At 58.7% G+C, this 22,542-nt stretch carries 22 protein-coding genes; 3 read left to right on the plus strand and 19 right to left on the minus strand.

The features are described from left to right. Positions 1–16 precede the first annotated feature (16 nt). From IB244_RS26215 to IB244_RS26265, 11 genes are read right to left on the minus strand one after another with little or no spacing between them, the layout of a single operon-like run. On the minus strand, positions 17–895 hold the full coding sequence (locus IB244_RS26215) for a sugar phosphate isomerase/epimerase family protein (RefSeq protein WP_192306183.1): 879 nt from the start codon (positions 893–895) through the stop codon (positions 17–19). 13 nt (positions 896–908) lie between these two features. Further along, positions 909–1,694, minus strand: a complete 786-nt coding sequence (locus IB244_RS26220; RefSeq protein ID WP_169682188.1) for an SDR family NAD(P)-dependent oxidoreductase — start codon at positions 1,692–1,694, stop codon at positions 909–911. Between the two features lie 28 nt (positions 1,695–1,722). After that, a complete protein-coding gene (locus tag IB244_RS26225; RefSeq protein WP_192306185.1) occupies positions 1,723–3,021 on the minus strand; it encodes an MBL fold metallo-hydrolase in 1,299 nt (432 codons plus the stop codon). 2 nt (positions 3,022–3,023) lie between these two features. Beyond that, positions 3,024–3,941 carry a phosphoglycerate dehydrogenase gene (locus IB244_RS26230; protein ID WP_192306187.1) on the minus strand — a complete coding sequence of 306 codons (918 nt, stop codon included), beginning with the start codon at positions 3,939–3,941 and terminating at the stop codon, positions 3,024–3,026. A gap of 12 nt (positions 3,942–3,953) precedes the next feature. Then, complete coding sequence (locus IB244_RS26235) at positions 3,954–4,529, minus strand: glucose-6-phosphate isomerase (protein ID WP_169682185.1); 576 nt, start codon at positions 4,527–4,529, stop codon at positions 3,954–3,956. 12 nt (positions 4,530–4,541) lie between these two features. Further along, the gene (locus IB244_RS26240; protein ID WP_169682184.1) at positions 4,542–5,489 is read right to left on the minus strand and encodes a shikimate dehydrogenase family protein; all 948 of its coding nucleotides are present in this window, start codon (positions 5,487–5,489) and stop codon (positions 4,542–4,544) included. Positions 5,490–5,498: 9 nt separating this feature from the next. Next, the gene (glpK, locus tag IB244_RS26245; protein WP_169682183.1) at positions 5,499–6,995 is read right to left on the minus strand and encodes a glycerol kinase GlpK; all 1,497 of its coding nucleotides are present in this window, start codon (positions 6,993–6,995) and stop codon (positions 5,499–5,501) included. A 21-nt stretch (positions 6,996–7,016) separates the two neighbouring features. Next, the gene (locus IB244_RS26250; RefSeq protein WP_169682182.1) at positions 7,017–8,066 is read right to left on the minus strand and encodes a galactitol-1-phosphate 5-dehydrogenase; all 1,050 of its coding nucleotides are present in this window, start codon (positions 8,064–8,066) and stop codon (positions 7,017–7,019) included. Then, on the minus strand, positions 8,063–9,121 hold the full coding sequence (locus IB244_RS26255; RefSeq protein ID WP_169682181.1) for a zinc-dependent dehydrogenase: 1,059 nt from the start codon (positions 9,119–9,121) through the stop codon (positions 8,063–8,065). The genes IB244_RS26250 and IB244_RS26255 overlap by 4 nt, the downstream gene beginning before the upstream one ends. Positions 9,122–9,125: 4 nt before the next feature. Further along, the gene (locus IB244_RS26260) at positions 9,126–9,959 is read right to left on the minus strand and encodes an SDR family oxidoreductase (protein ID WP_192306189.1); all 834 of its coding nucleotides are present in this window, start codon (positions 9,957–9,959) and stop codon (positions 9,126–9,128) included. A gap of 53 nt (positions 9,960–10,012) precedes the next feature. Continuing rightward, positions 10,013–10,660, minus strand: coding sequence for a bifunctional 4-hydroxy-2-oxoglutarate aldolase/2-dehydro-3-deoxy-phosphogluconate aldolase (locus IB244_RS26265; protein WP_192306191.1), 648 nt, complete (start codon positions 10,658–10,660; stop codon positions 10,013–10,015). A gap of 190 nt (positions 10,661–10,850) precedes the next feature. Here IB244_RS26265 and IB244_RS26270 point away from each other — a divergent pair, with 190 nt between their 5' ends. Beyond that, positions 10,851–11,480, plus strand: a complete 630-nt coding sequence (locus tag IB244_RS26270; RefSeq protein ID WP_192306193.1) for an HAD family hydrolase — start codon at positions 10,851–10,853, stop codon at positions 11,478–11,480. A 53-nt stretch (positions 11,481–11,533) separates the two neighbouring features. On the opposite strand, the gene IB244_RS26275 is transcribed toward IB244_RS26270, so the two are convergent. Genes IB244_RS26275 through IB244_RS26285 form a run of 3 tightly spaced genes read right to left on the minus strand, consistent with a single transcriptional unit; the run spans position 11,534 to position 14,323 of the window. Then, on the minus strand, positions 11,534–12,508 hold the full coding sequence (locus IB244_RS26275; RefSeq protein ID WP_192306195.1) for a zinc-binding dehydrogenase: 975 nt from the start codon (positions 12,506–12,508) through the stop codon (positions 11,534–11,536). Positions 12,509–12,524: 16 nt separating this feature from the next. Continuing rightward, a complete protein-coding gene (locus IB244_RS26280) occupies positions 12,525–13,220 on the minus strand; it encodes an SDR family NAD(P)-dependent oxidoreductase (protein ID WP_025661336.1) in 696 nt (231 codons plus the stop codon). Then, entirely contained in the window at positions 13,217–14,323 is a 1,107-nt protein-coding gene (locus tag IB244_RS26285; RefSeq protein ID WP_192306197.1) for an iron-containing alcohol dehydrogenase, read from the minus strand. The genes IB244_RS26280 and IB244_RS26285 overlap by 4 nt, the downstream gene beginning before the upstream one ends. Before the next feature lie 103 nt (positions 14,324–14,426). On the opposite strand from IB244_RS26285, the gene IB244_RS26290 reads away from it, so the two are divergent. Further along, the gene (locus IB244_RS26290; RefSeq protein ID WP_246733699.1) at positions 14,427–15,236 is read left to right on the plus strand and encodes a shikimate dehydrogenase family protein; all 810 of its coding nucleotides are present in this window, start codon (positions 14,427–14,429) and stop codon (positions 15,234–15,236) included. 18 nt (positions 15,237–15,254) lie between these two features. Here IB244_RS26290 and IB244_RS26295 read toward each other — a convergent pair whose 3' ends face one another. The 5 genes from IB244_RS26295 to IB244_RS26315 form a co-directional block, all read right to left on the minus strand. Continuing rightward, the gene (locus tag IB244_RS26295; RefSeq protein WP_169682175.1) at positions 15,255–16,241 is read right to left on the minus strand and encodes an ABC transporter permease; all 987 of its coding nucleotides are present in this window, start codon (positions 16,239–16,241) and stop codon (positions 15,255–15,257) included. 5 nt (positions 16,242–16,246) lie between these two features. Next, positions 16,247–17,734, minus strand: coding sequence for a sugar ABC transporter ATP-binding protein (locus IB244_RS26300; RefSeq protein WP_192306199.1), 1,488 nt, complete (start codon positions 17,732–17,734; stop codon positions 16,247–16,249). A 49-nt stretch (positions 17,735–17,783) separates the two neighbouring features. Beyond that, complete coding sequence (locus IB244_RS26305; protein ID WP_025661331.1) at positions 17,784–19,022, minus strand: sugar ABC transporter substrate-binding protein; 1,239 nt, start codon at positions 19,020–19,022, stop codon at positions 17,784–17,786. A gap of 64 nt (positions 19,023–19,086) precedes the next feature. Beyond that, on the minus strand, positions 19,087–20,079 hold the full coding sequence (locus tag IB244_RS26310; RefSeq protein WP_025661330.1) for a transketolase family protein: 993 nt from the start codon (positions 20,077–20,079) through the stop codon (positions 19,087–19,089). A 1-nt stretch (position 20,080) separates the two neighbouring features. Then, positions 20,081–20,944: a transketolase gene (locus IB244_RS26315; RefSeq protein ID WP_051420081.1), complete on the minus strand. Its 864-nt coding sequence runs from the start codon at positions 20,942–20,944 to the stop codon at positions 20,081–20,083. Positions 20,945–21,044: 100 nt separating this feature from the next. Here IB244_RS26315 and IB244_RS26320 point away from each other — a divergent pair, with 100 nt between their 5' ends. After that, entirely contained in the window at positions 21,045–22,541 is a 1,497-nt protein-coding gene (locus IB244_RS26320; RefSeq protein ID WP_025661328.1) for an aldehyde dehydrogenase, read from the plus strand. The last annotated feature ends 1 nt before the right edge of the window (position 22,542 follow it).

Here is a 22,542-nt window from a genome sequence, read left to right on the forward strand (position 1 = left end):
AATGAAATTTCTTTTCTTACCACACTTTGCATCCAACGCGCGCTTTTTCTTGCGCTACTCGAATCACGTCGAAGGCAAGGCGTGCCGCGACGAGGGAATCATCCCAAGCTTCACGCCATAACCGAATACCTGCGACCAGCGCATCGCTCAGTACCTTGGACGAAAAAGCTTCGACGGTGAAATCCCCCTTGTAGCCGGCGCTTTCGAGGGCACCAAAATAAGACGTGAGATCGAAGTGCCCGCCGCCGAGGATTCCGCGATTGCTGTCGGCAACATGAGCGTATCCGAGCAAAGGTGCATTGCGTTGGATGGCCGCGGCAATGTCGCCCTCTTCGATGTTCATATGAAACGTATCCATGTGAATGAATAGATTAGCGCCACCCGACGCGTGGATAAGAGACGCCGCCTCGTCCAAGGTGTTGACGAGGTAGCTTTCATATCGATTGACCGGCTCCAGCCCGAGCCGAACGCCCAACTCCCCGGCTCGCCGGTCGAGACGAGAAAGCCGTTCGGCAACTCGCTGCCGCGCCTGCACCGTCGCAGGAGCTCCGTAATTTGCAAATGCCGCGTAGGTTATGCCCGATACCGCCGGCGCCCCGAGCTCCGAGGCAATTTCCAGAGCACGCTTCACAGTCTTTTCGCCTCGCTCGGCGATCGAGCTGTCGGCCGACGAAATGTCGGCCTCGGGACCTAGCGCCATGCCGAGCCGCAATTCTAGTCCGGCGTCATTGACGACTTTTCGGGTGAGTGCGACGTCGAGTGCCTCTGGGTCGAACATCAGCACCTCGATCAATTCGAAGCCGATCTCGGCCGCGGCTCGGCAGCTATGTGCTGCCTTTTCCCCCGACCAATCGTCAGTGAAAACGAGACTGTGAATGCCTAGCTTCCCCGCCATTTCTGCCTCCCTATCAACCGAATATGGAGCGAATGGTACCACCGTCAGCCCTATGGCAGACACCGTTCATCGCCGCGTTGGTCATCAGTTGCACCACGCCGCGCCCGTGCAATGCGGGATCGATAAGCTTTTGAACGAGGTTGGAGGGTTGGACGTCGCGGTAGAAGTCGGCGAGCGTTTGTTCGACCGTTTTTCCCTGCTCTGCGGCAAGATCGGCGAAATAGGTTTCGACCGACTCAGTTGCGGTCGAGCCTGGCATATAGCTGTTGACGCGCACGTTCGTGCCACGGGTCAACTCCGCCAAGGAGCGGCTCAGTCCGAGCATCGCCGTCTTCGTGGTGGAGTATGGCGTCATGTTGCCAATCGAGCGGATTGCCGCTTCGGAAGAAATGAAGACAATGCTGCCGTCGTTGCGCGACAGCATGTCCTTCATCACAAGACGCGTGATGCGGATCGCTGTCATCAGATTGTGTTGGAAATACTCCATCCAGCGCTCGTCGCTGACCTCGAAGAAATCGTTGACGTCGAAGACGCCGATATTGTTGACGAGGAACGAAACCGGGCCGAAGCCGGCCGCATAATTCGCCAGGGTCAGTGCGCCCTCTTTCGTCATCAGATCTGCAACTACGCCGTAAGCGCGTGGTCCGATTGATGAGGTCGCCTTGTGGAGCTTAGCTCTGTCGCGGCCATTGATGATAACAATCGCACCCTCTTCGTGGAAGGTTCGGGCAATCGCGTGGCCGATTCCGGTTGCTCCGCCCGTCACAATAACGATTTTTTCTTTAAGTCCGAAGTCCATGGTTCTCACTCCCTTATTCCGTGATCCATCAAGTCGTTCGCGCGAATTGCGCCAATCGCTCGCAAGCGGTCGATATCTGATCGAAGACTGCTTCGAACGCCTCTCGCGGTTCTCCCCACGGATCGATGATCGTCGCTTCCTCTCCCGGTGACGAATAGGCGCCGAGTCGGCCGATGCGCGCGTGACTGCCTTCCGGACGCAGTGTCCGAATGCCCTCCATGTTCTGATCGTCCATGCCGAGGATCAAGTCGAATTGGTCGAAGTCTGTCTTCTGAATTTGGCGGGCGATGAGCTTATCGAGCGCGACACCTCGTCCGGTAGCGACGGCGACGGTTTCGGCGTGAGGCGGTTTCCCGACGTTCCAGTCCCTTATCGCGGCGCTATCGATCCGATGGCCCGGAAGAGCGGCACGCAAGATGCCGTCGGCAGTCGGAGAACGGCAGATGTTGCCGCGACAAACGATCAGGATCGAAAGCGGCTCCCGCTTGACGGGACTGATCCGATACGCAGTCGCAACTTCCGCCAACCTTATGTCGGCAACCGGGTTAAGCGACGCGAGCCGCTGCACCCCTTCCTGGGGATCGATCGTATTGAAATCGAACAGCCCGAAGTGGTGGCCAATCATGGCCCTGGCACCGATCTCGTCGGCGAGACCGACAGCTTCCTCCAGTGTGAGGTTCCCAGGGACGCCGTTTGCGGCACGCAGGGCGTCTCGACCGTTGACGGGCAGAAGGGCCAGATCGACCCGAAAGGGCATCAGCCACTCGGCCAAACCTGGGAAGGGGATTGTGTCTCCGGAATGCCAAATCGTTACACCGCCGCCAGACAGAACAAATCCGAGAAAGAGGTAACCATCCTCGTTGCGCCGCAAATCCTCGTGAGCTGAGGGGGTCGCAGTAACTGTCACTCCGCCTAGATCAACGCTTTCACCGGCGTCGATAAGGACCAGCCGGTCTTCCGGTACGCCTCGCTCGATCGCTCGCGCTTTTTCAGCCCGCGGCGCCAGCACTCGCGCTTGCGGGTTGGCGGCAAGGAGCGCCGGGATGGTACCGGGATCCATGTGGTCGGTGTGGCCATGGGTGCAAAGCAGCCATTCGACGCCGCGCAGTTCGTTCGCCGCGACCGGAGCGGGCATCATCCGTCGGTGCGGAAACCTGGTGTCACGATATTTTTCCGCAAGAGAGTCGGAAAGATAGGCATCGATAACGATCGTCAGACCGTTTTGGCGGATGAGAAAGCCCGCCTGGCCAAGCCAGGCGAGCGTTGCACCCTCGCCCGACTTGAGGTTTTTCGGTGTTCCAAGAGGCACGGCATCGACAACGCTCATCGTCACACCAGGTTCTTCAGCAAATTGTCAACGGCGACACTCGTCGCGCGGTCGACGCTTTCCTCGGTGAACCCTCCTGCATGCGGCGTGAGAATGACCCGCTCGTGGCTGAGCAGTGCAGAGCTTTCCGGCGGTTCCCGATGAAAAACGTCCGTCGCCAACGTCATCACCTGCCCGCTTTCGAGTGCTGCGAGCATCGCGACGTCGTCGATCAATTCGGCTCTCGCCGTGTTGACCACGATTACGCCTTTTTTCATACGTGAAAGCATCGCGCCGCCAAGCAATGGATTCTGCGCCGGTGGACAATGGAATGACACTGCGTCGGCGGTGACTAGAGCCTCTTCCAAGTTGGCGAAGCGAAAACCGGAGGGCGCAAAACGGCTGTCGGGATAGGGGTCGTAACCGACGACCTCCATGCCGAGTCCGAGCGCCATCTCCACGACCTCTCGGCCAATGGCACCGCAACCGATGACCGCAAGCTTGCGTCCCTTCACCTCCTGGCCGATCCGCCTGCACCACTCTCCCTTAGAAAGATGCTGGTGCGACCATGGAATGTGACGGAAAGACGAAAGCAGGAGCCCGACAGCAAGTTCGGCGACCCCGCGCGCATTCGCGCCCATGGCCCGTTCGACAGTGATGCCCCGAGCTTCCGCTTCCCGAAGGTCTATATTGTCGACGCCGGTACCGTTGCGACTGATGACGCGCAGACCCTTTGCCGCGTCGAGCACGCGCGTGCTGATCGGTTCGACGCCCGCGAGCCAGCCAACGCAACCGGGGACGGCACGCAAGAGGTCGTCTTCCGACGGGGTTTTACCCGGTGCCGGAAAGACAATTTCGAACCCCTGGTCCATAAGCCTCGCCAGAACCGGATGACCGGACCCTGACAGGGAGCGAGGCGTGACGGCGATCCTACCCGACATCGTTTTCCTCGCTCAGCCGTTCCATCGCGGATTGTCGATAACCGTGGGCTTGCCATCGCGCTCGACCATCAGCTTGCGGAAGCCCTTGCTTTCGATGGTGCCGTAGTCGTGGCCGGCATTACCGGGGAAGGCGAAGAACGTGACCAGCGGCTCGGTTGGATGAACGTTGATCGAGCGATGGGCCCAGCGACCGGGCACGTAGACCGCCTTGCCCGGAAGGAACTCGAGCCATTCTGTTTTGCCCTCGGGGGTTTCCATCATCATGTAACCGTGACCGCGGAGGCAATAGTACACTTCGGCGGTGTCGATAACCGTGTGAAAATGACCCTTGGTCATGTGATACTCGTCCCCGACCTTGCCGGGATACGTGATGGAAGTACCGTAGGCTACGTCCTTTTCGCTATCCGGGACGCCCATGTCGTAGAATTCGTAGAGGAGTGTGTCGCCCTTGGCGAGCTCTGCCTCGTAGGCTGCCTGATCGTGGAACATGCCCTTCATTTTGGAGAGCGTGCGGCGGATTGGCTCGCGAGTGGAACTCAGGCCATTATTGAGATTGAAGTCGTGAAGTGTGGGGAGCAAGTCAGCCATGCTGGTTTCCTTTCATTGAGAGACGTCGCGGGCAATCCGGCTTAGATCGTCGAATGCCGGTCCGGACATTGGGATATTGATGTCAAAGACTTCCGCGATGACGCGTGTCCAACCGTGTATGAAGTAGACCCAGCCGTCATGGACGGTGAGGCCCCGTGCTTCCGCGGCCGCCTTTGCCTGGTCCAGGAAGACGAGGTCGCCGCGATAGTTGAACTCCCAAACCAGTCCGTCCTTCGGGAAGCTCACCGCGTCACTCAAAGGCGAACCGGGTCCGTCCTTTCCGAGACCGGTCGCGTTGACCACCATCGAGGCGTCGGGAAGGTCGCCAACGATCCGGTCGGCTTCGGCCGGTCCGGGAGCCAGGCGATATTCGATCGGTATCGCGAAACCAATCTCCTCATGCACATGACGCATCTCGGCCAGCGAGGCTTCTCGGCGCGCGGTGACAACGATCGTGCTCGGCACGTCGCCACCGGATTTGACTTTGTTGTGAAGATAGAGCGTCAGCGCCAGCGAGGAGCCGCCCGAGCCGAGAATGCACAAGGAAGCTCCGGTCCTTGCCCAGTATCCATCCGGTACGATCGCCTCGAAGCTGGCACCGGCCGTGATCGGATCCTTGGCGTGACCGACCAGCCTGTCGCCGCGCTTGGAAATCGAACTTATCTCGTGCAAGGTCATCGCGTAAGGATCGAGTTCGTCAAAAAGCGCGCGTGACGCCTTCAGCAGATTGACCTTGTGAGTGGTCACCAACGCCCCAAGTGACAAGGGATCGGCTTTGATGAATTCCACCGCAGCGCGGTAGGCCGCAGGATCAGAGTTCGGAGCGAAATCGATCCCCTTCATCTCGGCATCGAGACCCAAATGGCGAGACCAGGCCGGGAAGACCTTCATGATAGATGACTTGCCCGTGGTAACGCCGATAAAGTACATGGTGCGCCGGGCGGCGGAAATGTATGACATTGAGTATCCTCACTCGTGTTCGGCCCAGTCCCGCGACCGGTCAACGGTGCGGCACCAGCCTCGATAGAGCATGTCGGCCGTCGCGCGGTCATTCGACGGGTTGAATTCCCGATCGAGCGCGAAAGCGGTGTGTAGGTCGGCCATGTTTTCCCAGTAGCCGACTGCAAGTCCGGCAAGAAACGCGGCGCCGCGCGCCGTCGTATCGATGACTTTTGGACGCAGAACGCGCACACCCAATTGGTCCGCTTGGAATTGCAGCACGAAATTGTTCATCGCAGCGCCGCCGTCGACCTTGAGTTCGGCAAGCGCAAGACCGGAGTCGGCCTCCATGCGGCCGATCACATCGCGGATCTGATAGGCCATGGATTCAAGCGAGGCGCGGATCAGATGGTTGCGGTTTGCCCCGCGAGTGATACCGACGATCGTTCCACGCGCGTATTGGTCCCAAAATGGGGCCGACAGCCCGTTGAAAGCCGGGACGATGTAGACGCCGTTGGTGTCGGGAACCTCGAGCGCAGCCACCTCTGTTTCTGAAGCGCTGTGGATGATCTTCAATTCGTCTCGAAGCCATTGAACGACCGAGCCGACAGAGAACAGCGTCCCTTCCAGCGCGTATTCGAGTTTACCGCCCAGTCTCCAAGCAACGGTCGTCAAAAGGCCGTTCTCTGAGGCGCGCATATGCGGTCCGGTGTTCATCAGCAAGGTGCCACCTGTACCGTAGGTGGCCTTGACCATCCCCTCGCTGAAACAGGACTGACCAAAGAGGGCTCCCTGCTGATCACCGATTGACGAGGCAACGGGAACCTCCCTGCCGAACAGGCCAGCCTGCGTCACACCGTAAATTTCGGAACTGTCGCGAACTTCCGGCAGGATCGAGCGTGGAACATTCAACTCGGCAAGGAGCCGCTCGTCCCAATCGCCGGTACCGATATTGAACAGGAGAGTGCGGGAAGCGTTCGATGCGTCCGTTACGTGAACCTTTCCGCCGGTCAAGTTCCAGATCAGCCAGCTGTCGATCGTACCCCCCGCCAGTTCACCGCGGGCTGCTCGTTCGCGCGCGCCGGGCGTATTGTCGAGGATCCATGCTAATTTTGTGCCGGAGAAGTAAGCGTCTATGACCAGGCCGGTCGCGTCCTTGACGTAGCGCTCAAGCCCCTTCGCTTTCAAGTGATCGCAGGCTCCGGCCGTACGGCGATCCTGCCAGACGATGGCGTTGCTCAGCGGGTTCCCAGTCTTGCGATCCCAGATAAGGCAGGTCTCACGCTGATTGGTGATACCGATAGCGGCGATCTGGTCAGCACCGATCCCGGCGTTATGGATGACCTCGCGGGCCACCGACAGCTGGGTCGACCAAATCTCATTGGCGTCGTGTTCCACCCAGCCCGCACGTGGATAGATCTGCCGGAATTCGCGCTGGGCCAGAGAAACGACATTACCTGCTCTGTCGAAAAGGATGGCGCGCGCACTGGACGTTCCCTCGTCCAACGACATGATGTAGCGTTCCATGATGATCTCCTCCCATACGCATCAATTGTTCGGCGTGAACAGGATCTTGTGATACTTGCCGAAGCTGCGGTCTTTAAGTGCCTTGAAGATGGACGGCGCTTCCTCCAGCGCCGCACGGTGTGTAATGAGTGGCTCGACGATCAAGCGACCATCCGCAAGCAGACCGATAATGTCGAACCACTCTTTGCCGGGGAACGGCAGGGAATAGGAATTCCACGAGCCGACGACCTGCAGCTCTTCGCGTACGATGCGTGCGAACGCTTTCTCCGCGAAAGTCACGTCGCCATAGGCCGTGCCATAGAACATGATCGTGCCCTGCTTGGCGGCGACCATGATGGATAGGTCGCGCCCTGGAGCAGATCCCGCGCATTCGAGCGAGACGGCGACGCCCTTGCCGTTTGTCGCCTCTCTTACACGGGATACCACGTCGTCGCGCGACGGGTTGAGGCACAGGTCCGCTCCAACCTGCCGTGCAAGGTCCAGCTTGTCATCATCCACGTCGATGGCGATGAGAGGCCGTGCCCCCGAAAGCTTCGCGAACTGGAGGGCGAAAAACCCGAGCGCGCCGCAACCGACGACCGCAACGGCGTCGCCGAGTTTGATGTCGAGCTTGTGGATGCCATGCAAAATGATGGCAGCGGGTTCGATTGTCGCGGCAACTTCGTAAGAGACACTATCCGGTACTTTGATGACGTTCGTGGCAGGCGCGCACAGATATTGCGCGAAGGCGCCGTCACTGCGCGAGCCCATAAAATCGTAGTCGTCGCAAAGATGGAACTTACCCGCCTCACACCACTGACATTTCCGGCAGGGCATGAGTGGCGCGACGGCGACACGATCGCCGACCTTCAGGTGCTCGACTGAAGCGCCTACCTTCTCCACCCGCCCCGAGAACTCATGTCCGGGAATTGTCGGAAAGTGGTAGGTTCCTGTCACCATGACGCGACCGATATCCGAGCCGCAAATACCTGCCGCTTTCACCAAGACCAAAACATCGTCGGGGCCGATCTCTGGAACCGGAACGTCTTCGACCCTCAGGTCGCCGGGTGCATGTAACACAGCCGCCTTCATTGCAAACTGTCCTCCTGCGGATAAATGATTGTTTTCATGCCCTTCCCAGAAAGAGCATGGTCGAAAGCGGCCACTGCATCGTTCATGCCGAACCGATGCGTCACGACCTCACTCACCTTGATCTTGCCGGTCTCGACCAGTTGCATTGCTCGCGAGTAGTCGCTGACACTCGAGCCAGTCGAGCCGAGGAGCTTCAGTCCCCAGTAATGGACCTTGTTGCTGTCGAGGTCGACGCGGGTGCCCTTGTTCAGTCCCGAAAAGAAATTCATTCTTCCCAGGCGGGCAAGGCACGCGAGACCTTGGCTCTGCAATTCCGGCGCCGGCGCACACGTTAGGGCCACGTCGACACCTCTGCCCCCGGTTAGACGCATCACTTCATCGACGACGTCGACCTTGCTGGAATCGACCAGATCGGTTGCGCCCAGAGGCGCGATCTCCGCAAGCCTTTCAGCGCGCCGCCCGACGACGATTACCTGTCTAGCTCCATAAGCTTTGGCTAATTGCAGAAACAGGCCGGCGATCGGCCCCGTCCCCAAGACGAGGACCCTGTCTTCCGGCGTGACCGCTAGATCTTTCCATGCGTTCACACAGCAAGACAACGGCTCGACGAGCGAGGCCTCTTCGAAACTCATACTCGCCGGGATCTCGATGAGATTGCCACCGTAGATCGCCTCGGCGGTGACGATCATGTATTGCTGGAAACCGCCGTCGATGCTAATTCCGAAGGCGTCATAATCAGGGCACATGTTGTTCAGCCCTTTGCGACACATTTCGCAATGACCACAACCAATATTTGGCACCACGGAGACGCGCTGGCCTGTCTTCCAGTGGGCTACGTGCTTGCCGACCTCAACAATCTCGCCCGCCAATTCGTGACCTAGGACGCGTGTTTCGTTGGGCCCGACTCTGAAATGGCCGCCGCGCAATACCTTCAGGTCCGTTCCACAAATCGAGGCCGCAAAGACCTTGACCAGCACTTCGTCGTCGCGTGGCGTGGGCCTAGGCCGTTCGTCGAGAACGACCCTACCCTGCCCCTGATATACGGCGGCTTTCATCACCCTAAACCTCCATGCCGTAGCGATGAGCCTTGTGGGTTGGGTAAAGCGAGATGGTCGGGATCGTCACATCCGGAGTGCGGGTCGCGACATAGAGTGCGAGCCACGCGACATTGTCGACGTCGATGCAGGAAGCGTGGATGCCTTCCTTAATTTCCTTTTCGTCCAACCAGCCGTCCGTGTAAGCTTCGAGATCGCCGTCGTAGAGGCCCTTGTCGATGATCTCCGTCATTGGCGTCTTGACATGGCTCGGGTTAAGGACCGTGACGCCGATCTTTTTGTCCTTGCCTTCGAGAAGGATGTTCTTCGAGAAGCCGAGCATGCCATGCTTCGAAGCACGGTAGGGGCTGTGGCCCGGACCGGAAGCAACGCGCGTGGACGAGGATCCCATATTGATAATGCGGCCGCCGTTGGCCTGCTTTTCCATATAGATGAAGGCTTCGCGGCAGCAGAGGAAGACAGCCGTCAAGTTTGGCGCGATCGTCTTGTTCCACTCTTCCAGTGTGACGCGGGTTACCGGCGGAGCAAGGCTATCACGACCAGCGGAGTTCACGACGACGTCGATGGAACCAAACTCATCGTTTACCTGCTTAAAGAAGGAACGTACCGTTTCTTCCTCGCAGACGTCTGCGAAGATTGGCAGCACAATACCGCCTGCCTGACGAATTTCGTCGGAAACGCGCGCGAGACGCTCGCGATCAAAATCGACCATCGCGACCTTGGCGCCGTTGGCCGCATAGATGCGGGAGACCGCCTCGCCGATTCCTGAAGCCGCGCCGGTGATGATGCACGACTTTCCCTTGAGAGAAAGTCCCTCGGACAGGGTATTGCTGGACATTTGAACCTCCGTGTTACCGCCTCCGTGAGGCGCTTGTTTCGTCGAATGTTTCTTCAGCGTGCCGAACCGGCAAGCGCCACGGCCTCGGCCGTCAATCGGGTTATCTCATCGAACCTGCCGTCGCGAACGAGCTTGGTGTCCACCATCCACGATCCGCCGCACGCAACTACTGCCTGCAAGGCAAGATAATTTGCGAGATTGCCCGGCCCGATACCTCCGGTCGGCACAAACCGGATCTCTGGATAAGGCCCGGAAAGCGCTTTGATGAACGGGACACCACCGCTCGGCTCGGCCGGAAAGAACTTCACTGTTTTCAGGCCCAGGGACATCGCCTGCTCTACACCCGTCGGATTGTTGACCCCCGGAACGATCGGCAAGCCGGCCGATTGCGAGGCCTCGACGATGGCAGGATTGAAACCAGGGGTAACGATAAATTGCGCACCCGCGTCTCTCGCCGCCAGAAGATGGCTTTGCGTTAGAACGGTGCCCGCCCCGAGCAACATGTTCGGCACCTCGTCACGAATGCGCGATAGCGCTTCGGAGGCGGCCGCCGTGCGGAACGTGATCTCAGCGACCCCGAGCCCGCCGGCGAGGAGAGCCTTGGCGAGGGGAACTGCGTCCGCTGCCTGCTCAATCACCACGACAGGCAGGATGCGAGCACGTTCGATGCGTGATTCGATGTCGGCTCCCGTGGCGCCCATTGCTATCTCCCCGTCGAATTTCTTACCGTGCAAATTAGATAGAATGAAATTCGTTATTGCGCAATAGTCAAAAAAATGATTTTTATTTTTTGCATGAGAGGCGGCCGGAGGCCGCCTGCAAAACGCCGGCACCGCGCCTTCATAGGCAGTACTTTTTCAAACGCCGGCGGGACAACCAAGCGAGAGAACGATGAAGAAGGCAGTCTTGTGGGATATGGACGGCACGTTGGTCGACAGCGAGCATATTGCAGTACGCGCACTAGGACGCGCGATGGAAGAAGCGGGACTAACGCCGCCAAAAGATCTCATGGAGCGCGTCGTCGGTCGTTCGGCGGATGAGATTTACCGCTACATGTGCCGCGAGTTCGACCTCGATTCCGAGCCGTTGCATTGGGAGGGACGCAAGCACTACCATTACTTCAACGAAGCGAACCTACTGCGGGGATTCTCGGCTGCACTCGACGTCTGGCATCGCCTCGATGCGGCCGGGATCCGGCAGGCTGTGGTTTCGAACAGCGATCGCGCCATTGTCGATGTCAATTTGCGCAGCGTTGGTCTCGTAAAACCGGGCCTCGTGACGGTCGCCCGCAACGACGTGAGAGAGGGGAAACCCCACCCCGAGGGATATCTGAGAGCAGCCTACCTGCTCGGCGTAGATCCGAGGGATTGCTTGATCGTAGAAGATAGCAGCAGTGGGGCGGCGGCCGCCTTGGCCGCCGGAATGGAGACTGTTTTCGTCCCCCACAGCCACAGCGCCGCGCCGGCTGGCGTCCGGACCCTCTCCTCGATGAGTGAGCTGGAAAAGGCGGTCCTGGCTTAATTGGACTGGTGGGACCGGCCGTCGCGGTCCCACCAAAACGATTCCGAGTTGCTTCAAAGCGTCACTATTCGTTTCCCGGGATTTGGTCCCTGTTTTTGCCGCATGAGCGCCTCGCTCAACTCGGTGAATTTCACCACCTCAACGAGTTGCGGATCGAACCGCCCCGTGACGGCATCAGCCGCAATGCGTGCACCCGCTGACATGAGCCGACCCCACTGTGCCTTGTCACCGAAGTGGTGCATGGCGTTGAGGCCGACCTCGTGCAGCGAGATTGTGGTAGTGAAGGCCGGCAGCGGAGCGCGCTCCTGCCGATCCTGGATGCAAACGAGATGCCCGTTGGCGGCGACGAGCGGGGCGAGGCCGGCAGCGTGGTCGCCACTGACGGTGTCAAACACGGCAAAGAGCGGCTGCTCCATATTGCGTTCGGCGAAGGACTCACGCCATCCCTCCCGCCGGTAGTCGGTCGTGGTGGCGGCGCCGAGTTCTCGCACGCGCCCAGCCTGTGATGCTGAGCAGACAGCGTGTACGATCCAGCCGCGTCCACGCGCGAGTTGCAACAAAGCCCCGCCGACGGCCCCGGAAGCGCCGATGATGAGCACGTGCGCTCCTTCAAGCGCCGGCACCTTTTCGATCGCCTGAATAGCGGTCAACCCAGGACAGGGGATCGCGGCTCCAGCCGAGTACGAAAGACCATCCGGCAGCGGAATGAGCGCACGGACAGGCACGGCCGTATATTCGGCAAAGGAACCAGGCTTCATGAGATCGTTGTGATAGGCGACACGCGCGCCGATGCGAATATGACCTGCGCCCTCTCCTGTTTCAACGACTTCGCCGGCACCGTCGACTCCGGGAATATGGGGCCATTCCCAATCGGGGTGGCCCCATTCTACAAATTTCCAGTCGACCGGGTTGAGGCCGACCGCTCGATTTTTGATCAGCACCTCTTCCCGGCCAGGCGTCGGACGCGGGCGTTCCTCCAGTCGAAGACAATCGGGCATACCCGGTTCGTGATGGACCCATGCTTTCATGGTCAATCTCCCGTGCTCAGCAGACCGAATAGCCGCCGTCGATAGGCAGCATGACACCGGTGACGTACGCGGCATCGGCGGACAAGAGGAAGTGGATCACTGAAGCGATTTCCGATGGTTGAGCCCAACGTCCCATCGGGATCCGTGAGCCGATCTTCTCGGAACGTTCGCTGTTGGTACGCGCACGCTCCGACATGCGGGTCTCGACCCAACCCGGGGCAACCGAATTCGCCCTCACGCCTCTCGGCGCCCAGGCAACAGCCATCGAACGCGTGACGGCCGCCACCGCGCCCTTGCTGGCCGTATAGGCCGGCGCGCCGGCCGAACCGAAGATCGACCACATCGATGCCAGCATGACGACCCCGCCACCAGCCTTTTCGAGCTTTGGCAGAAGAGTTGTTGCAAGCGCAAAGCCTGCCGTCACATTGATGTTCATCACAGCTTCAAAATCCTCTTTCTGCCATTCGCGTTCATGGCGAAGGATACCGGCACAGTGGACGAGGCCATGCAATGCATCCTCCCCCGCAAGTGCGGCAACGACAGCATCCGTGTCTGAGACGTTTGCCTTGTGGAAAGCGATTTCCTTCGGCAGGTCCTCATCGTGATCGAGTCCGACCGCCAGCACGCGCCAGCCTTCGGAGAGGAGACGTTCGGCCGTAGCACGGCCAATGCCAGTGCCGCCGCCAGTAATGAGCGCGAGTGGTTTTGTCATGCAGATTTCCTCCGGTTTGTTTCCCTCTCCTCGACCCGGCGAATTGCCGCCGTCAGCGCGGAAGGCTGAAGAGAAAAAGGGAGATTGTGAACATGGCGGGCCCCAACCGTTGCCTCGGCTAGTTCGGCCAGCGCTTCGTCCGTTTGTTCGGAAAGACCGAGATCGGCCAGCGAGAGCGGCAGACCGGTCAGACGATAGAGCTCAACAAGCTCGGACGGCGGCTCGACGCCGAGCACTTCGAAATGGACCATCAGTGCCCAAGCAACCTGAAGGCCATGGGCAACCACATCGGCGCCCGGCAATACGGGAATGCCGCGCGTCATGGCATGCGGAAGTGACAAACCGCCGCTTTCGAAGCCGAGACCAGCCATCAATATCATCGCTTCAACGGCGGCGTCGAAATCCTCCGTTACAGTCTTGGCGTCGAGCGACCGCCACGCTCCTGGGGCGGCACTGATGAGTGTGTCGTAGCAGTGGCTTGCAATCGCCTGCGCCAGTCGCGTTGGACGCGCCATGAACAACGTAGTGCCGCCACGCGCCATACAGGCGTCCGCTTCGAATTTCTTCGCCAATGCGTCGCCAAGACCAGCGCGAAACAGGTTCTTTGGCGCGGATATCAAGAGCTCGGTATCGACGACGACGAAATCGGGGTTTCGCAAGAGATGGCCAACTTCAACCAACCGGTGACGCTCATCGTAGAGAACGAAATTCTTCGAGGTCGGGGCATCATTGGAAGCTACCGTTGGAACGGTAATGAGGCCGCAATCCGATAGTGAAGCCAGCGCCTTGCCGGCATCGATCGCTCGTCCACCCCCGGCAGCGATGACAAGCGTTGGATCGGCAGTCAGTAGCCGGCGGAGATCCGCGCCGGTCTGGCGGGTGAGCTCCCCCTCAAATGGCAGCACGGTGATTTCCACGCTGGCAAGTTTGCAGCTTTCCCCTATCAATCCAGCGACTAGATGTCGTATCTGTGCATCGACCACCAGGACGGCCCGCGCACCGATCGTGGCCGCACAATCACCGACGAGGTGGATTGCGCCCCTTCCCTGGATATAACGACCGGGAGCCCCAAACACCGCGACCCGTGTGTCAAATAACTCCATAATGCCTTTCGGCCTCTCGGGCATACCGTGATCCTTATTTCTTCATTTACAAAATATATCATATATCATATTTTGAAGCATGCAACTCTATGGAGGACTACAGTTGACTTTCGACACGATTTCCGGCCGATCCCGCGTGATCGTTCATATAGCCTATCCCTCGCATCATCTGCGGACCCCCCAATTCTTTAACGCCTACTGCCGCGACCAGATGCTCGACGCGGTTCTTGTGCCCTGGCAGGTATCTCCCGAAAATCTGCGCATGGCCTTTGAGGGCCTTCGCCGAGTTGAAAGCCTCGCTGGCGTGATCGTGACCATTCCTCATAAGGCCAGTGTTGCAGCCCTTTGCGACAGCCTTTCGCCGACCGCCGATTTCCTCAAGGTTGCCAACGTCGCTCGCCGCGGAGCCGACGGCCGCTTCCACGGCGAAATGTTCGACGGCACCGGCTTTGTTCAGGGCCTGAAGAATCAGGGTCTTAGCGTTATGGGCCGACGGGCGCTGCTGATTGGTGCTGGTGGCGCGGCGACCGGTATCGCCGAAGCCCTGGTCCGGGCCGAAGTCGCCGAGCTTGCGATCGCCAACCGCTCCATCGACAAGGCCATGGAGTTGGCCAGCCGGCTCCGGCTTCTTTTTCCCGACCGGTCCATCCGAGCTACACAAGCCGACGCCCGAGGCTTCGACCTCGTCGTCAATGGCACTTCGCTCGGCATGAACGATGGCGATCCCTTGCCGGTACCAGCCTCGACGCTGGCCCCCGGAACACTGGTCTGCGAAGTCGTTATGCAGCCTGACACAACCCCATTGCTTGAGGCCGCTGCGGTGCGGGACTGCGTTGTTCACAAGGGCAACCATATGATCACCGGCCAGATTGAATTGCTTGCGAAATTTCTGTTGGGGACGGAAGGGGCCTGACGGCCCCTTCCAGAACGGTCAGGTCCGCTTCAGTTCGCCATTAATGTTCTGCAGCAGAACCGCAAAAACAATGATCACGCCTTTGATGATCTGCTGCGGATAGGCAGGCACCGACAACAGATTCATGATGTTTCCGATGAGGCCCAAGATCAGCACACCAACGATGGTATTGATGACAGAGCCCTTGCCGCCCGATAGCAACGCGCCGCCAATGACGCAGGCGGCAATCGCATCCAGTTCCAGGCCGATGCCCGTATTGGCAGTACCGACGGCCGTGCGCGAGGTCGCGACAATGCCCGCCAGCGCAGCGAGCGCGCCAGCAATGACGTAAACCATCAGCTTATATCGCCCAACGGCGAGACCGGCGAGGCGCACTGCGACTTCGTTGGAACCAGTCGCCGTGACAAGGCGTCCGAATTTCGTTTGCGACATGATTACGACAAATGTGGAAATCACCGCGAGTGCCAATAGCACCGGCCATGGCATACCTATTCCTGGCAAGGCGGAGCTGCCGAAGGATCGCAGCAGATCTCCTGTGACGGAGCCAGTTGGGAACCGAACAGGCTGCCCGTTCGACATCATAAAGGCGATACCACGCGCGACCGTCATCATCGCCAAAGAGGCAATGAACGGGGCCATGGAAAAGGCGGCGACGAGTGACCCGGTGACTGCCCCCAACGCGGCCCCTCCCACCATGGCAATGAGCACACCGACAAACAGGCCGATTGCGCCTCCCTCGGGCAAATATGGTAGAAGCATGGACATAATCATCGCGCCGATGGCAGCCAGTGCCCCAACGGAGAGATCAATGCCACCCGTCAAAATTACCAGCAGCATTCCTATCGATACCAGCGCCAAGGGCACGAGCTGCCGCGCAAGATTCCACAGGTTCTGCGGTGACAGAAAGACGTCTGAAAGGGAGGCCGAGACGACAATCAGAATAATCAACATCAACAGCGTGTTGTATTGGATAAGCCAGCTTGCCAGCCGGGATTTGGTGGTCATGGTATTCAAGCCTCTGTTCCCATCGCGAGATGAATGATTGCTTCCTCGCTGATTTGATTCTTTTGCAGTTCGCCCGCGATCGTACCTTGGCGCATCACGATCACCCGGTCGGACATGCCGACAACCTCCAGCATGTCCGAAGAGATCATGACGATCGCCGTGCCGGCTTCCGCCAGTTCGTTCATCACGCGGTAGATTTCGACCTTCGCACCGATATCGACGCCGCGCGTCGGCTCGTCGAAAATCAGGACGTTACAGCTTGCGGCGATCCACTTCATGAGTGCGACCTTCTGCTGGTTTCCGCCCGACAAACTACCCGCTGTGGCGTCGATACCCGCTGATTTGACCCTGAGGCTCTTGGCGATATCCTCCACAGCAGCAATCTCGGCCTTGTTGCGGATGAAACCAAAGGCCGAGATAAACGGGTTGGCGGGGGTCATCATCGCGTTGATGCGGATTGGAAGATCAAGAAGCACCCCCTGCTGCTTACGGTCCTCCGGCAGCATCCCAATGCCGTTTGCGACAGCCTGTCCTGGTGAGCTATTGACGATCGTGCGACCTTTGAGCCGCAGTATCCCGGACTGCAGCGGATCGGCACCGAACACCGCCCTCATCGTTTCGGTGCGCCCAGCACCAACCAGTCCACTAACGCCAAGCACCTCGCCCGCGCGCACATGGAAGGATATGTCTCTGACCATTGGCCCGGCATTTAGGCCTTCCGCCGCCAATAGTATCTCGCCGATCACCGCGTGACGGGGCGGAAAAAGGTCTGAAAGCTCGCGCCCAATCATCAGCTGCACGAGTTTGCGTTCGTCGAGTTCGCCGATCGGCCAAGAGCCGACCGTCTGTCCATCTTTCATGACGGTCACGCGATCGCACAGCGTGAAAATCTCTTCCAGTCGGTGTGATATATAAAGGATGCACACTCCCCGCGACTTCAACAGCTTTATGAGCCGGAACAGCCGTTCCGTCTCATGATGAGTCAACACTGCTGTCGGCTCGTCGAAGACAAGAAGACGGCTTTTGCGTGAAAGTGCTTTGCAGATCTCGACAACCTGTTGGTACGCTACTGGCAGTTCACCCGCCGGCTGCATTGGATCTATATCCTCAAAACCCATCTCCGCTAGAAGAGCACTAGCCCGGGCGCGAAGATCTCCCCAATTGATCCGCCATCCCGGCTTGCCGAACTCTTCGATCAGGATGTTCTCGGCCACGGATAGATGTCCTGCCAGCGAGAATTCCTGATAGATAACCGAAATGCCCTTTTCGAAGGCGTCATGCGGGGACGTGATTTCGGCGCGCGTTCCGTCGAGTTCGATCTCGCCGGCATCGCGGCGATAGGCTCCTGCCAAGATTTTCATGAGCGTGGACTTTCCCGCTCCGTTCTCGCCCATCAGTCCATGGACCTCGCCGCCGAACGCCTCCAGCGCGACGCCGCGCAACGCCGAGACGCCACCGAAAGATTTGGCGATGTTCTGCATTCTCAAATGCATCGTATTTCCTCCCGATGGACGCCGCCGGTGGCGGCGTCCAATTGGTTCCTCATCCGCGCAGATCAGACACCGTTCGGAAAGGCGGGACCTCATACTTGAAGAACGGGTTCGACTGGTCCGGATCGTAAAACTTGTCGACGTTCTCCTTCGTAATGATCTCCGAGGGGAAGTACGACCCAAGCGGCAGATCATTGGCGTCGAAGTTCTTGTGGAACATCTCGTCGAGCAGTTTCATAACGCCCTCGCCGGTCGATCGCCCACTGTTGGCACCCGTAACAAGCAGGTCACCACTTTTGATCAGGTCCAGCGCTACGCGGAATCCATCGGCGGCGCAGGCCACGACGATTTGGCCCTTCTTCCCGACGTTCTCAATCGCCTTGATCGCCCCGATACCCATGAAGTCATTCTCGGCGAGAATGAGATTAATCTTCCCGCCATATCCGGCCAAAAGATCCTCTGCGCCCTTCAGGCCTCCCTCCTCTGTCCAACCGCCTGGTTGGATGCCGACAACTTCAAACCTGCCTTCGGTCCAGTTGAAGGAACCCTTGTTCTTCAGGTCCTGAAACAGGTTGAAACCCTTGAGCTGGGCATCTTCGCGGCTCATGCCGAGTTTGAGTTCCTCGGAACGTTCGAAGACGACCCCAGACAGAAGGCCCGTGATGCGGCTCTCCGAAGTAGAGTTCCCGAGCGTGCCAATCGTCACACCGGCCACAATCGGCGTATCCTTACCGATATGCTTTGCCGTATAGATCCCGGCTTCAAAGCCGTTGCCGAAGGGATTTGCGAGCACAGTGGTCACGAAGGGGCCGCTGGCATCCGGAACTGTACCAAGTGCGACTACCGGGATACCTGCATCGACCGCGCGCTGTGCATCGGTGGCCGCGCCGACGACATCGGTTGGATCGACTACAATCACATCCACGCCCTGTGCAATGAAGGAGTCGAAGTGGGCAGAGGTCTTGGACGGGTCGCCGTCGGCGACCTGGACGTCGATGGTGAAGCCACCATATTCCTTGGCCTTGCGCTTGGCTGCTTCGACGACCTCAACGAACCAAGGGTTACCGAGTGTAATTTCCGTCCAGCCAATGACGATCTTATTCGGATCTTTGGGCGTTTTCGGTAGTGCCTTCGCGATGCTAGCACGCGAAGCCATCTGCGAATCGATCACCCCCGAAAGAGCTGTGTTGGGCAAATGAGAATAAAGTTCATGCTTGTCTGCGGCGGTGGCAACGCCGGGCAAAATGAGCGCCATGGCGGTTGCCATTGCGATGTTTCGATAATGTCTCATACTTTCCTCCTCCCGATCCCGGGCCCATCCCGGGACGATCTCAAATCGATGTCGATGGGTCTCGTCAGCCAATTGCGTTGCGGACAACCTCCTCGATGCCGTTTTCATCCAGCTTGTAGTGCCGGTAGAGATGCGTAGGAGGTGCGATGAGGGCATATTCGTCCCGTATGCCGTGACGGATGAGGCGCTTTCCTATGCCTTCATCGGTTAGGACTTCGCTGACCGCCGCGCCAAGGCCACCGAGAATGTTGTGCTCTTCAATGGTCATTAGCAGCTTCGAACGCGCAGCCGCCTCAAGCACCGCGTCGCGATCAATCGGCTTAACTGTCGCCATGTCGATTACGCCGACAGAACGACCCGCCGCGTTCAGACGGCGAGCAACCTGCACGGCTGGATGGACCGGGAGACCGCAGGCAATGATCGTGAGTTCCTCACCTTGAGCATGTTCGATCGCTTTACCGAATACGAAATCGGCCTTCGGGTCGTAGAGGTCCGGCTCACGGCCACGTCCGGTGCGAAAGTAGATTGGTCGATCGTGGTCGATGCTTGCACGGATCGCAGCTTCCAGCTGCGGGCCATCAGCGGTCGAGACAACAGTGAGATCGGCGATCGATCGCATCGTGCCGATGTCTTCGGTCGCATGGTGCGAAGTCCCATAAAACCCCATCGCTATCCCTGTATGATGGCCAATGAGACGAACAGGGAGCGCGCAGTAGGCAACATCCATTCGGATTTGTTCGCAGGTGAGAAGCCCGAGAAACGATGCAAAGGTTGCCACGTAAGGCATCATACCCGTTGTCGCGATACCCGCGGCCGCCGAGACCATGTTCTGCTCGGAAATGCCAAACCCGACATAGCGATCGGGATAACGCGCGGCAAAGCGGTTGAGTCCATTCGAGTATTGCAGGTCAGCCGAGCCCGCCATGATTTCGTGTCCGGCCTTCACCAATGAGATGAGCCCGTTCGAAAGATGATCCAGTCCAGGATTTTTTTGATTCAGCTCCCGATAGTGCCAGGAGTTGGGTGACTGCGGGCGCTTATTGATCGAAACATTCATATCAGATCACCTTGGAGAGAATTTCGGCACGGGCGGCATCGGCATCGACCGGGTCCAGGTAGCCGAGATGCCAGCCGGGCTCGGTTTCCATGTAAGAAACGCCCTTGCCCTTGAGTGTGCGGGCGATAATGCAGCAGGGCCGATTGCGGCTTCTGTCAGCCTTGGCGCGGCGCAACGCCGCTGTCAGCTCGGCGACGTCGTGACCGTCCACGACTTGCACTTCCCATCCGAACGCTCGCCACTTCTCGTCCAGTGGTTCAATCCCGATGACGTCATCAACCGCACCGTCAAGCTGGTAGCCGTTCCGGTCCACGATGGCGATCAAGCGATCGAGTTTGTGATGGGCCGCACCTAGAGCAGCTTCCCAAACTTGGCCCTCCTGCATTTCGCCATCGCCGAGCATGACGAACGTTGTAAAATCCAATCCCTGCATTCGGCCTGCGAGCGCCATGCCAAGACCGTTCGATAGGGCGTGGCCGATAGAGCCCGAAGAAAAATCGATGCCAGGTACCTTCCGCATGTCAGGATGATCGCCGAGCGGGCTTCCGAGACGGGTATAGCCATTGAGTAGCTCGGCTGAGAGGTAGCCGAGGTCAGCGAGGATCGGGAACAAGCCCACTGCAGCGTGACCTTTTCCCATGAGGAACCGATCACGACTAGGCTCCTTCGGGTCTTGGCTGAGCTTCATGACGTCATAATACAGCGCTGAGAAGATCTCGGCGGCCGAGAAGACGGATGTGTAATGCCCTACTTTGGCAATTTCGATTAGCCGGATCGTTTCGAGTCGAACGAACTGCGCACGATCGCGAATCCTCGCGATCGTCGCCTCGCTGGGACGATAATCGTTTCTCAATTCATTGCTCAAGCTGTTTCCTCCAATGCCGCGATGGCGCAAATCGTGCTTGCGGCAGAGCATCTAACATCATATATCATATATGTCATCTGAAAATTTAAGGGAGGTTGCAATGGGACTGAGTTTAACGAAGTCGGAAATCGAGAGAATTCACGGAGCTCTGAAGATCAACGGTCAAGCGTTCATCGACGGCAGGTTTGTCGACGCCACCTCCGGCAAGACGTTCAACAACATATCGCCAAGGAACGGCCAAGTAATCGCGAGTGTCGCGGCTTGCGACGCGGCAGATGTTGATAAGGCCGTCATGGCGGCCCGCCGCGCTTTTGAAACCGGGGTTTGGCGCGATCAATCTCCAAAGGCTCGCAAGAAGGTGCTGCAGCGCTTCGCTGCTCTTTTTGAAAAGCATATGGACGAGTTGGCTATTCTCGAAACCATCGACATGGGCAAGCCGATCTCTGAAAGCCGCGAGATAGACGTAAACGTCGTGCTGGACACTTTGCAATGGTATGCCGAATGCCCCGACAAGCTCTATGACGAGATCGCTCCGACAGGGCCAGGACAGCTGGCCACGATTACGCGAGAGCCAGTCGGCGTCGTCGGGGCCGTGGTGCCATGGAACTTTCCTATGCTGATGGCGACCTGGAAGCTTGCTCCGGCGCTGGCCACCGGTAATTCTGTCGTCTTGAAGCCAGCCGAACAGTCGCCATTGACGGCAATTCGTATGGCTGAACTCGCAGCCGAGGCAGGTATCCCCGAGGGCGTCTTCAATGTCGTGCCCGGCTTCGGTCCAACTGCGGGCAAGGCGATCGGTCTGCATATGGACATCGACTGTATCGCCTTTACGGGTTCGGGCGACGTCGGCAAGCTCTTCTTGCAATACGCCGGGCAGTCGAACATGAAGCGTGTCTATCTAGAATGCGGTGGTAAGTCGCCCAATATCATTCTGGATGACGTGCCGGAACTGCGCGTGGCGGCCGAACGTGCAGCGACCGCGATCTGCTTCAACCAGGGAGAAGTCTGCGTTGCGCCCTCACGGTTGATCCTGTCGGAGCGTATCCAGGACCAGTTCCTAGACATCGTCGTCGAGACGGCTAAGTCCATCCGTCCGGGTGACCCGCTCGACCCGCAAACAAAACTTGGAGCGCTAGTCGAGGATGGCCATCGCACGCGCGTTGAGAACTACATCGCCAAGGGCCGCGAAGAAGGCGCCCGACTTGTTCTTGGCGGCGATAGGCCTACCACGGATCTGGGTGGCTATTACGTCAACCCTACCATCTTCGCCGACGTTAAGAATTCGATGACTATCGCCCAGGAGGAAATTTTCGGACCAGTGCTGTCCACCATTACAGTCAAAGACGATGAGGAAGCCGTCCGCATCGCGAACGACACCAGCTACGGGCTGGCGGCCGCGGTCTGGACGCGCGACCTCTCTCGGGCCCACAAGATCTCTCGCAAGCTGCGGGCTGGCACGGTCTGGGTGAACTGCTACGATCATGGGGATGCTACGGTCCCATTCGGCGGGTTTAAACAATCCGGCAATGGTCGCGACAAATCGATTCATGCGCTTGACAAGTATACCGAGCTGAAAACCACCTGGATTGAGCTTTAAT

Origin of the sequence: Rhizobium sp. RHZ02 (genome assembly GCF_014851575.1) — a bacterium.
Taxonomy (GTDB): Bacteria; Pseudomonadota; Alphaproteobacteria; order Rhizobiales; family Rhizobiaceae; genus Rhizobium; species Rhizobium altiplani.